This is a genomic window from Belliella calami, assembly GCF_022549695.1.
Classification (GTDB): domain Bacteria; phylum Bacteroidota; class Bacteroidia; order Cytophagales; family Cyclobacteriaceae; genus Belliella; species Belliella calami.
In genome coordinates this window covers 86,706-98,424 of the sequence record NZ_JAKZGS010000006.1, presented here as the reverse complement: position 1 = coordinate 98,424, position 11,719 = coordinate 86,706, and the positions used below count along the sequence as shown (strand labels likewise).

The following is an 11,719-nucleotide window of genomic DNA, read 5'->3' as shown; positions in this document are numbered from 1 at the left end:
TGGCAAAGTTCCGTATATCCGTATAAGATAAATAAAGATTATGTGTATCCGCCTTCTTACACGTAGCCAAACAATAGATTGTTGGAAGAATGATTTCAAGTTTGGTTGCCTACGCCGCGGCGCACAAGTGTGTACTGCTGTCGGTTGACGAGAATTCGCAACACATAAAACTTCGTTTGAGCCAACGTGCAACATTGCGGATACTCGTATTTATTAATATCTCTTTGATTTGCTCCTTTGGAAGGCTATCAATATCACTTTTGTCATAGATTGATAATTATTATGAATTTGTCAAAAAATCCCAAGTCATCATAATTGTACGATTAGAGCACCCAATAAAAAAAAGGCCGAATCTACCGATCCGGCCTAATCAAAATTCTTAATTCTAAAATCTAAAATCAAAATCAACCTACTCCAACCAACTTTCTACTTCTTCTTTGGTAGGGTTGGAAACATCAAGCTTCAGCTTTTTCCTTCTTCCGCAGACATCATTGAAAAGCTTGTTGGCATCTTGCTCTTTCAGTTGCTCTAATGTATGAATGTTGAGGTCTCTCAAGGCTGGGATCAATCCCTGTGGAATTCCCAATACCATGAAATCTTCATCTGTTGCGATTTTTACTTTTTTCTCAGGACGCATCTGAGGGAAGAAAAGAACCTCTTGGATAGTTGTCTTATTCGTCAGCATCATGGTAAGCCTATCGATACCAATTCCAAGTCCAGAAGTAGGAGGCATGCCATATTCCAATGCTCTCAAGAAATCTTCATCCATTGCCATGGCTTCATCATCACCTCTTGCTGCCAATTTCAGCTGCTCCTCAAATCGTTCTCTTTGGTCAATTGGATCGTTCAGCTCTGAATAAGCATTTGCAATTTCCTTTCCATTGACAAACAACTCAAATCGCTCAACCAAACCTTCCTTGCTTCTATGCTTTTTGGCCAATGGAGTCATTTCAATCGGATAATCTGTGATGTAAGTAGGTTGAATAAGATTATCCTCAACTTTTACCCCAAAGATCTCATCGATAAGTTTTCCTTTGCCCATGCTGGCGTCAGTTTCGATACCGAGGTTTTTGCAGACTTCTCTAAGGCCATTTTCGTCCATCTCACTGACATTGATACCTGTATATTCCAAGATAGAATCATACATACTGATCCTTCTGTAAGGTCCCGCAAAATCAATTTGTTTATCACCAACAGTGACTACAGTAGTTCCGTGGATCGATTGTGTTATTTTTTCAAGGAGTTGCTCTACCATTTCCATCATCCAGATGTAGTCTTTGTAGGCTACATAGATTTCCATGGAAGTGAATTCAGGATTGTGGGTACGATCCATTCCTTCATTTCTGAACATTTTCCCAAACTCATATACTCCATCAAATCCACCTACGATCAATCTTTTCAGATATAGTTCGTTGGCAATTCGAAGGTACAATGGCATGTCCAAAGTATTGTGGTGGGTGTTGAATGGTCTGGCTGCTGCTCCGCCATGAACTGCCTGTAAGATTGGAGTCTCTACTTCTAACCAACCATTGTCATCAAAAAATCTTCTCATATTGGAGATGATTTTTGTTCTGGTGACAAACACCTCTTTTACTTCTGGGTTTACAGTCAAATCCACATAGCGCTGTCTGTATCTCATTTCTGGATCCGTAAATCCATCATATACATTGCCCTCTTCATCTCTTTTTACTACTGGAAGTGGCTTCACTGCTTTCGAAAGTACTTTCAAATCAGTAACATGAAATGAAATTTCACCAGTCTGTGTTGTGAAAATATATCCTTTGACACCAATAAAATCACCAATACCCAAAAGTTTCTTGAATACTGTGTTGTATAAAGTTTTATCTTCCTCAGGGCAGATATCATCTCTTCTTACGTAGATTTGAAGTCTTCCTGTGGCATCTTGGATTTCTGCAAAAGAAGCAGAACCCATGATCCTTCTACTCATCAATCTACCAGCGATGGTGATGTCTTTGTAGTCAGTTTTATTGTTTTCGTAGTTTTTATGAATATCTGCTGCAGTCACATTGATCTGAAATGACTCCGCTGGATATGGATTGATCCCCAGTTTCATCAATTCTTCCCTGTCTTTCCTTCTTTCTATTTCTTGTTCGCTTAACAATTGCATTTTATATAGATTTGATATATGGAGTTGGTTCACTGTTGCCCGACTCCTGTTTTTTTGAATACTAATTATTTACACTCCTTCTTCGGGCTATTTCTTTTTTGATCAGGTCAAATTCCCTGGAACTTTGTCCTGAAACAGATGTGTTTTCCTCGGCTCTTCTGCCAAGATAAGGCATTACCTTTTCTACTGGGCCATATGGGACATATTTGACTACGTTGAATCCTGCATTGGCCAAATTGAAGGAAATGTTATCACTCATTCCGTAAAGTTGTGCGAAATACACAGTTTTGTCATTATGGTTGATTTTGGCCTCTTCAACCAATTTAGTCAAAAGCAAATTGCTTTTTTCATTATGGGATCCTGCCACAAGACTTACATGCCCATTGTTATCTATGCAAAACTTCAGCGCAGCATCAAAATCTCTGTCCGATGAAGCTTTGTCTGGTTGGATTGGGCTTTTGTAACCCTTACTTTTCGCTCGCTCCCTTTCTTTTTCCATATATGCGCCTCGGACGAGTTTAGCTCCAAATTTATACCCTTTGTGAGCTGCAACTGCTTTTGCTGCTTTTAGTCTTTCGAGCATATCATGGCGATACATTTGGTAAGTATTGTAAACAATACAATCTTCCATATTGTATTTTTCCATGGCAGCATAAGCCAAATCATCAATCACATCCTGAAACCAAGACTCTTCGGCATCCACTAGTATTTTTGTTTTGGCCTGATATGCTGCATTGCAGAGTTCGTCAACTCTTTTTTTCAAGTTTTCAAATGCAATTTCTTCTTTGCTATTCAAAGTTTTTCCTTCTTGAACCTTGGTCATGATTTCATAACTGCCTAGACCAGTCACTTTGAAGACAGCAAATGGAATGTTTTCGTCACCAGCTGAGCGTTCTATTGTTCTTAGAATCTCATTTTTGGTAGCGTCATAACTGGCTTCATTTCCTTTCCCTTCTACTGAGTAATCCAAGATTGTCCCAATATTGAAATCAGCTAACTCATCTACTGTTTTTTGGCAATCTTCTATACTTTCGCCTCCACAAAAATGTCCAAACATAGTTTTTTTCATCAAACCTTTGATTGGGAAATTTATTGCAAAGGCCAAATTTGCCATTTTGATGCCCAATTTTACGGCAGTATTGTTGTTCATGGTAGCGAAAATGAGATACATTTTCCGCAACTCGGTATTGGATTTAGAAGCAAAAGCTACTTCTAGATTTTCCAAAGAAATTTTCGTTTTTATAGGCATATTCTGTAAATCGAGGTGCAAATATACGCTATCAATCAAAGCCTTCCAAACCATATATGGCATCTGAAGTGATAGTTTAAAGATTTTTTATTAGTACCCGCAACGTTGCACGTTGGGTAAAAAATAACTTTTTAAGTTACGGATGCTCGTCAGCAACTTGTATGCCGTGGCGTAGACAAAAGCCCACAGTCAACAAAGCCAAAAATCGTTCATCCGACAATCTATTGTTTGGCTACGTGAAAGAAAACGGATAGTCCTTATATTTTTTTTATCATGTATATACACTGCTTAGCCATTCGCTAAAAACAAGTTTCTCAAGCAAGGTAATTTCATTACCGTTTATTGTTGGGAAATGAAGGTTGTTCACAATATCATGGTTTGTTTACACAAACATTTTCAAAGAAGTGTAAAATCATATTTTTTAATTTATGGAATTGCAAGTGTTCTATTTTTCAAACTAAAAAAACATAGGCTTGTTTTTGGTGCATGATTCTTGACAATTTTCTTCACTCACCAGTTTACCACTCAAAAACCGACTCTTTTCTATGATTTTTGATTATTTGGGGAATTGTAGAGAGGCGTTTTGTGGATAAATGCCTCAATATGTAGAATTAAAACTCAAAATGGGGTCTTGTAAATTAAATAGAAATTTTATCGAAGAAAAAATTACCATGAGCAAATTTAACTTAAAAAAGACATCTGTAAATTTGCTTTTGGCAATTTTTATTTTGTTCTCATATTCGAAAAATGTAGCTGCATTTATAATTGCAGAAGAGCCAAAAGAAGTTTCAGGTACTGTTTCCACTTCAGATGGTGTAGTAGCTCCAGGAATAACAGTTGTTCTTAAAAATACAAATTTGGGTACAATTACCGATTTGGATGGGAGATTTTCAATTGAAATTCCCGATGAGAATAGCGTATTGAGGTTCTCTTCAGTCGGGTACAAAACACAAGAAATTGTCGTTGGAAATCGGACGATCATCAATGTGGTAATGGAAGAAGATTTGGTTGGGTTGGATGAAGTTTTGGTGGTGGGGTATGGAACGACAAAAAGAAGTGATTTGACTGGGTCAGTTTCCCGTGTCAGTCCAGAAGAGGTCAATGCTTTTCCAACCTCCAATGTTTTGCAAGCACTTTCCGGTAGATCAGCCGGTGTTCAAATAATTCAAAATAATGGCGCTCCAGGTGGAACTATCAATGTTAGAATCAGAGGGACTAATTCGATTCAAGGTGGGAATGATCCTTTGTATGTAATTGATGGTTTTCCTTTTTCTGGAAATCCCACCAATCTAAACAATGCCGATATAGCGAGTATTGAGGTGCTAAAAGATGCTTCTGCTACGGCCATTTATGGTTCGAGAGGTGCAAATGGTGTAGTTTTGATCACCACAAAAAAAGGTAGGGCAGGACAGTCAACCGTTGAGTTTGAATCAAACTATGGTGTGCAATCTTTGAGAAATAAACTTGACTTGATGAATGGGTCAGAATATGCCACATTACAAAATTTACAAGCAGAGAATGATGGTCAAGCCCCATATTTTACACCTGAACAGATACAAGGCTTTGGACAAGGTTTTGATTGGCAGGATTTGATTTTCCAAAGTGCACCAATCAGAACTACCTCGCTGAATTTTACAGGTGGAAATGATAAGACAACCTATGCAATCGGTGGGAGTCATTTGGGCCAAGAAGGAATAATTAGGGGAAGTGATTATAACAGATATTCGCTCAAATTCAATATCAGCCATACCGTCAATAGCAAAATGAAGTTGGAAATGTCAAACATTTTGACCCGACTGAAAACAGACAGGAGGGACAGTGGGGGAGGAACTCGAGGCAGCTCAATGATCGGAGCGGCGATTTCTGCAGCACCAATATCAAGGCCCTTCAACGAAGATGGTTCCTACACTGTATTGGCTAATGAATACCCATTTATGGCTCCAGATATAATCAATCCACTTAATTTTATCAATGAACAAACAAATACGGTTAGGGCAAATGTGATTTTATCAAATGCAGCATTTGTTTATAATCCTATTCCTGAATTGACAATCAGGATTTCAGGAGGAATCGAAAACAGAGATGACAGAACTGACAATTATCAAACTCGAAATTTTTTCAACTCTCCGGGAGTAGCTTCTGTCAGCACTTCGCAATTCACAAGTTTGCTTAGTGAAAACACTATAAATTACAACAAAACCTTTGCTGATAGACATCAACTTGATGCATTGATTGGATTTACATACCAAGATTTTACCACAACTTTTCTAGCAGCAAATGGTGTGGGATTTCTTAGTGACAGCTTTGGAAGTAGCAATTTGGGAGCTGCAGAGACTCCTGGAATCCCTTCATCGGGCTATGCAAAATCGGTTTTACTATCTTATCTAGGTCGAGTCAATTACAGTTTTGATAATAAATTACTCTTGACTGCGAGTTTTCGTGCAGATGGCTCCTCGAGATACAGTCCAGGCAATAAATGGGGATTTTTCCCATCTGGAGCTATAGCATGGAGAATTTCAGAGGAAGGATTTCTTCGTGACAATTCAGCCCTTTCAGACTTGAAACTTAGAGCAAGTTGGGGAAGGACAGGGAATCAAGCTATTTCACCATATGCCACACTCAACAGACTTTTTCCGGGAAACACAATTTTCGGAAATGAACTTTTCACCACTTTATCTCCAAGCACTACTTTGCCAGGTAATCTAAAGTGGGAAACTACAGAGCAAATCAACTTTGGGATTGATTTTGGACTTTTCAATAACAGAGTGTTTTTAACTGCAGATTATTACATCAAAAACACAACTGATTTGTTGAACACTGTTACTTTACCTAGTTCTTCGGGTTTTACCACAACAATCCAAAATGTAGGTGAAGTACAAAATAAAGGTTTGGAGTTGGGAGTTGATGCAGCTGTTTTTAACCGTGCATTCAAATGGAATGTAAACGGAAATATCACTTTCAATAGGAACAAAGTAATCGCCTTGAATAATGGGGAATCAATTTTAGGGTCTTTTGTCAATGTTTTGGTGGTTGCTGACAATATCAGTATCCTTCAAGAAGGAAGGCCAATAGGACAATTTTGGGGATTTCAAGAAGATGGTTACAATGAACAAGGTAGGATTCAATTCAGGGATTTGGATGGTGATGGTGTCATCACAGAAAATGACAAGACTTTTATAGGAGACCCCAATCCAGATTTCTTTTACGGATTGAATTCCAACATGTCCTTCAAAAACTTTGATTTGAATATTTTCTTTCAGGGAGCTTTTGGAAATGACATATTCAATATCAGTGCTATCCCAAGTACCATGGATTATGGTCAAGGGCTGAATATGCCTAGGGAAGTTTTGCTTGACAACTGGTCGCCACAAAATCCAAATGCAAAGTTCCCAATCATAAGCAGGACAAATTCAGTTAGAATTTCAGATCGATTTGTAGAAGATGGATCATATTTGAGATTGCGGAATATTCAATTGGCATATAATTTCCCAATACAAAATTGGGGTTGGAGAGCTGTAAGTCAAGCCCAACTTTATGTAAGTGGACAAAATCTGCTGACATTCACAAAATATTCATGGTGGGATCCTGAAGTCAATTCTCGGGGTGCTGACACACAAGCTGGAATAGATCACTATAGCTATCCGGTCCCAAAAGTATTAACAGTAGGTGTCAAATTGGGTTTTTAAACCAGTTTCTTTCCAATCAACATTAATCGAAGAAAATGAAATCATCAAATATATACTCAAAAAATAAAGACATCAGCAGACTTCAGTTTAGAATTTGGATGGTGTTAATTCCCTTTATGTTCTTGGCTTCATCCTGTGAAGATCTTTTGGAAGAAAATCCAAGAACTATAGCAGCAGAAAACTTTTACAATACTGAAGAAGAAGTCCGAAGTGCTGTAAATGCCATCTATTCACCTTTGAGAATGGAAATGGCAGAGCAGTTTGCTATCTTGGATACACACACTGATTGGGGATATGGCCGAGGGAGCCGAGCACAATATAATGACTTTGAAGGATTCAATGCAGGAAATATCAATGCCACTACAGTCAGGTGGAATGCCTATTACTTGAGTATCAGAAATGCAAACCTTGTTCTTAGGTACGCTCCCGAAGGAAGTTCCATTTCTGAAGAAGCGCTTGGTAGAAATATTGGTGAAGCAAAATTTCTTAGGGCATTAGCGTATTTTGATTTGGTCAGAAATTGGGGTTCAGTGCCATTGCGTATGGAAACAAACCTTGATCAGTTGGATTTGTCCAAGAGTTCGGAAGAGGAGATTTTTGAATTGATAATTAGTGATTTGACAGAAGCTGAGCAAAAGCTTCCTGAGGTGCAACAGCAAATAGGGAGACCTACACAAAATGCAGCAAAGACACTTTTGGCACATGTCTATCTTACCTTAAACCGTTTTGATGAAGCAAGGACAAAAGCCGCGGAAGTTATCAACAGTGAAAGACATTCTCTAGTGAGAGTGACATCAGTAAGGGATTTTCAAGTCAATCTTTTTGGTCCTGACTTGACTACTACTACAGAGGAGATATTTCACCTAAAATATGCTAGAGAAGTAGCTCAAGGAAATTGGCTGCTGTGGATAGTCAATCATCCAAGTACCAACCTTTATAACCTGGGAGGTGCATTTGCACATTATGCTTTGTCCACAGATCCGTTTTATGTGAATTGGCAGGATGGAGATTTAAGAAAAGCATTATGGATTCCTGTTGATTTTGGGATGGGACCCAATACCTTGGTGACAGGAAAATTCATCGACAATCAAGCAATCTCAAATCGAGGTGCGGGCAATGATCTTCCGATTTACAGATATTCAGATGTACTATTGATGTTTGCAGAAGCTTCAAGCAGAGCTGCAAATTCTCCTACAGAAGAGGCTCTAGAGGCATTGAATCAAGTACACAGAAGAGCTTACGGTTTGGATCCAAATATTGCTTCTGATATTGATTTTCAATTAGCTGATTATGATTCGGAATCATTTTTGGATTTGATCTTGACGGAAAGAGCATATGAATTCCAGTTTGAGGGAAAGCGTTGGCTTGACCTAAAAAGAACAGGAAAAGCGGCTTCAGTAATCCAGGAAGGTAGGGGCAAGACTATTGCAGAAAAGCATTATTTATGGCCTATTCCTTTTGAGGAGCTAAATCTGAACAAAGGACTAGACCCAACTACAGACCAAAATCCAGGTTATTAGTTAATTGAGATACTGAAAAATTAAGTGGGATTTAAACAAAGCCATATTTCTTTTTGAGAGCAATCGAGATAGTTCGTGCTTTTGAAATAGTATCCTTAACATCAGATAAAAGTTTAGCATCAATACTTCCAAGGACTCTTTCCGGGTTTGCGATTAAAAAATCAACAAGCTTTTGTTTATCAAATTCTTTTAATTCTGCGTAATTTATATGACTATCATAATCTAAAAAAGGATGCCGTGCCACATCAATAACCAAATGAAGGTTTTGAAGATTGAAATTCACATATTTAGAAGTATAATGACTTATAAAGTCAACATTACAAAGGTATTAAAAAATATAGTTCAAGATACATAAATCTAAATAGCTAATTTGGTGCCAAGCCAGATTTTTTTCATAAAGGTGAATATCTGTAAGTCTTAATTCAACTCTATTGTGACTAAACAAGCAACTAGACCATCAATTTTCAAAGAATCTACAATCATTTTTCTATCAAGGTTTCAAGTGATTTATTCTGTGGTTTTGCTGATAATACGAGTTATATTGACGAATAACTTATAATTCTTTTTATTTTTATGATTTAATTTTTGTAAAAAGAAATGCATTTATATATTTGTCGCAAGTTAAAATAATGAAAACAATACAAGCAAAATATTGGTGGTGGCATTTGACTTCTTTTCAAGGGGAAGAACCTAACGCTATTGTCTAAAATGTAACGCTTGTTAATAGATATTTAGGCTTGCTGGTTTCTCCCAGTAAGCCTTTTTTTATGCAAAAAAATCACCAAAAAATTACAGGTAATGACAAAAATCAAACTGAATACCCAGTACAAAAAGCTTTTGGCTGACACCATTACACCTGTGAGTATCTACCTACAAATCAGGGATAGGTTTGCCAATCCCATTTTGTTGGAAAGTTCGGATTATCATGGTCAGGAAAATAGCTACTCTTACATTTGCTTCAATCCTTTGGCATCGTTTTCCTTTGATGGTACTGTAGTCAAAGAAGAGCTCCCTTTGGGAAACAGCTCAAGTTATACTTTGTCTGATGGGAAGAAGCTTATTGATGCGCTGAGGGCTTTTTCGGCTAGATTTGAAGAAAAATCTCTTAACCTGAAATTTATTACCAATGGACTTTTTGGATATATGCAGTACGATACTGTTTCCAGGTTTGAAGATATTGATCTCAAAAATACCAAAGAGTCAAAAATCCCGATGATGCATTATGCTGTTTATCAAAATGTGATCGTAGTGGATCATTTTAAAAACGAAATGCATATTTTGGAGCATCAGGTGGAAGGAGCAGAAAAACCCGATAATATCTCCCAACTTGAGACAATCCTCAACAATAAAAACATTCCTTCATACTCATTTAAGTTGGAAGGTGAAGAAGTATCAAATTATACAGACTCTGAGTTCTTGGATATTTTGAAGAAAGGTCAAGAGCATTGTTTTAGGGGTGACGTTTTTCAAATCGTAATTTCCAGAAATTTTACCACCAAATTCAAAGGAGATGAATTCAACGTTTACCGAGCACTACGCTCAGTAAATCCATCACCATATTTATTCTATTTTGATTATGGATCCTACAAAGTATTCGGGTCATCACCAGAAGCACAGATAGTAGTCAAAAATAATGTAGCCACCATTTTCCCAATTGCTGGAACTTTCAAAAGAACGGGTAATGATCAAGCAGATGCAGAATTGGCGCTAAAGCTTTATGATGATCCCAAAGAAAATTCAGAGCATGTGATGTTGGTCGATTTGGCAAGAAATGATTTGAGCAGATCTTCGGTAAAAGTAAAAGTTGAAGTGTTCAAAGAAATTCAATATTACTCACATGTGATTCACTTAGTTTCCAAGGTGACAGGGCAATTGCCAAAAGATGCCAATCCACTACAGCTTGTAGCGGATACCTTTCCGGCAGGAACACTCTCAGGTGCACCAAAGTACAGGGCAATGGAATTGATAGATGAATTGGAAAATACATCCCGAAAATTCTACGGTGGAGCCATTGGGTTTCTAGGTTTCAATGGGGATTTCAACCATGCGATATTGATCAGATCCTTTGTGTCAGAAAACAACCAACTCCGTTTCCAAGCAGGAGCAGGAGTTGTCGCCAAGTCATCCATAGCCTCCGAACTCCAAGAAGTCACCAACAAACTCGAAGCCCTCCGAGTCGCCCTAAAAGCAGCGGAGACTATTTAGGGATTGTAAGAACTTGTCCGCAGTGGCGGATTGTAAGATTGAAGTAAGTGTTAAAGGTTGAAATGTTTGAAAGTTGTAAGGTTGATGGGAATCATTGAATAGTGAGCTTGAGAGATCTAATGTTGTTGATTCGTTAAAAAAAGAAAAGTTATAAAATTGAAAATATTGGGTTATAGTATAATTAGTTTGCAATACGATTTGAATTGAAATGATATGGCAAAGGTTTCGGCATTTGAAGATTTGGAAATATGGAAGGAAGCTGTAAGAATTGCAGTTGAAATATATAGATTGGCAGATTTAAGTCCATTGAGGAATGATTATAAGTCAAGAGATCAAATTATTGGAGCGGCGATTTCAATTTCAAACAATATTGCTGAAGGATTTGAATACAACAATAATAAAGTGTTTGTCAAATACCTACACTATGCAAAAGGATCAGCTGGAGAAGTTAGAAGCCAACTTGCAATCTTGGTAGCAGCAGGTAGAGTAAACAATCAAGATTATGAAAAACTAAAAATGGATTTGTTCACCCTTTCTAGTAAAATAAAATCATTCATTAATTACCTCAATACATATAATCAAAAGAATAACAAATGATAGAAAAACACTTTAATTACTTAGAATTGATATCATAAATATTTGCAATCAAAATAATCGACCTCAGAGCCGAACCTTAAAAACCTTCCAACTTTCTAACCTTAATCAAATCATAAAAAACTAAAATAGCTTATAATTGATATCATAAATATTTGCAATCAAAATAATCGACCTCATAGCCGAACCTTAAAAACCTTCCAACTTTCCAACCTTAATCAAATCATAAAAAACTAAAATAGCTTATAATTAATATCATAAATATTTGCAATCAAAATAATCGACCTCATAGCCTAACCTTAAAAACCTTTCAACTTTCCAACCTTAATCAAATCAT

The 11,719-nt window shown here is 37.2% G+C and carries 7 protein-coding genes; 4 read left to right on the top strand and 3 right to left on the bottom strand.

Translation table 11 applies throughout. From position 1 onward, the window contains the following. Positions 1-409 precede the first annotated feature (409 nt). Both lysS and MM236_RS09475 read right to left on the bottom strand, forming a co-directional pair. Entirely contained in the window at positions 410-2,128 is a 1,719-nt protein-coding gene (gene lysS / locus MM236_RS09480) for a lysine--tRNA ligase (protein ID WP_241274735.1), read from the bottom strand. A gap of 61 nt (positions 2,129-2,189) precedes the next feature. Next, positions 2,190-3,377 (bottom strand): proline dehydrogenase family protein, encoded by a 1,188-nt coding sequence (locus tag MM236_RS09475; protein ID WP_241274734.1) that lies wholly within the window; start codon positions 3,375-3,377, stop codon positions 2,190-2,192. A gap of 671 nt (positions 3,378-4,048) precedes the next feature. Here MM236_RS09475 and MM236_RS09470 point away from each other — a divergent pair. Both MM236_RS09470 and MM236_RS09465 read left to right on the top strand, forming a co-directional pair. Then, positions 4,049-7,063: a SusC/RagA family TonB-linked outer membrane protein gene (locus MM236_RS09470; RefSeq protein WP_241274733.1), complete on the top strand. Its 3,015-nt coding sequence runs from the start codon at positions 4,049-4,051 to the stop codon at positions 7,061-7,063. Between the two features lie 35 nt (positions 7,064-7,098). Further along, positions 7,099-8,583: a RagB/SusD family nutrient uptake outer membrane protein gene (locus MM236_RS09465; RefSeq protein ID WP_241274732.1), complete on the top strand. Its 1,485-nt coding sequence runs from the start codon at positions 7,099-7,101 to the stop codon at positions 8,581-8,583. A 31-nt stretch (positions 8,584-8,614) separates the two neighbouring features. Here MM236_RS09465 and MM236_RS09460 read toward each other — a convergent pair whose 3' ends face one another. Then, a complete protein-coding gene (locus MM236_RS09460) occupies positions 8,615-8,866 on the bottom strand; it encodes a hypothetical protein (protein WP_241274731.1) in 252 nt (83 codons plus the stop codon). 515 nt (positions 8,867-9,381) lie between these two features. Here MM236_RS09460 and MM236_RS09455 point away from each other — a divergent pair. Then, on the top strand, positions 9,382-10,788 hold the full coding sequence (locus MM236_RS09455) for an anthranilate synthase component I family protein (RefSeq protein ID WP_241274730.1): 1,407 nt from the start codon (positions 9,382-9,384) through the stop codon (positions 10,786-10,788). 213 nt (positions 10,789-11,001) lie between these two features. Then, positions 11,002-11,385 carry a four helix bundle protein gene (locus MM236_RS09450; protein WP_241274729.1) on the top strand — a complete coding sequence of 128 codons (384 nt, stop codon included), beginning with the start codon at positions 11,002-11,004 and terminating at the stop codon, positions 11,383-11,385. The last annotated feature ends 334 nt before the right edge of the window (positions 11,386-11,719 follow it).

What these genes read in the sequence shown, in the direction of transcription:
- lysS (WP_241274735.1), bottom strand. Translation starts at nt 2,128, where the DNA reads ATGCAATTGTTAAGCGAACAAGAAATAGAAAGAAGGAAAGACAGGGAA.
- MM236_RS09475 (WP_241274734.1), bottom strand. Translation starts at nt 3,377, where the DNA reads ATGCCTATAAAAACGAAAATTTCTTTGGAAAATCTAGAAGTAGCTTTT.
- MM236_RS09470 (WP_241274733.1), top strand. Translation starts at nt 4,049, where the DNA reads ATGAGCAAATTTAACTTAAAAAAGACATCTGTAAATTTGCTTTTGGCA.
- MM236_RS09465 (WP_241274732.1), top strand. Translation starts at nt 7,099, where the DNA reads ATGAAATCATCAAATATATACTCAAAAAATAAAGACATCAGCAGACTT.
- MM236_RS09455 (WP_241274730.1), top strand. Translation starts at nt 9,382, where the DNA reads ATGACAAAAATCAAACTGAATACCCAGTACAAAAAGCTTTTGGCTGAC.
- MM236_RS09450 (WP_241274729.1), top strand. Translation starts at nt 11,002, where the DNA reads ATGGCAAAGGTTTCGGCATTTGAAGATTTGGAAATATGGAAGGAAGCT.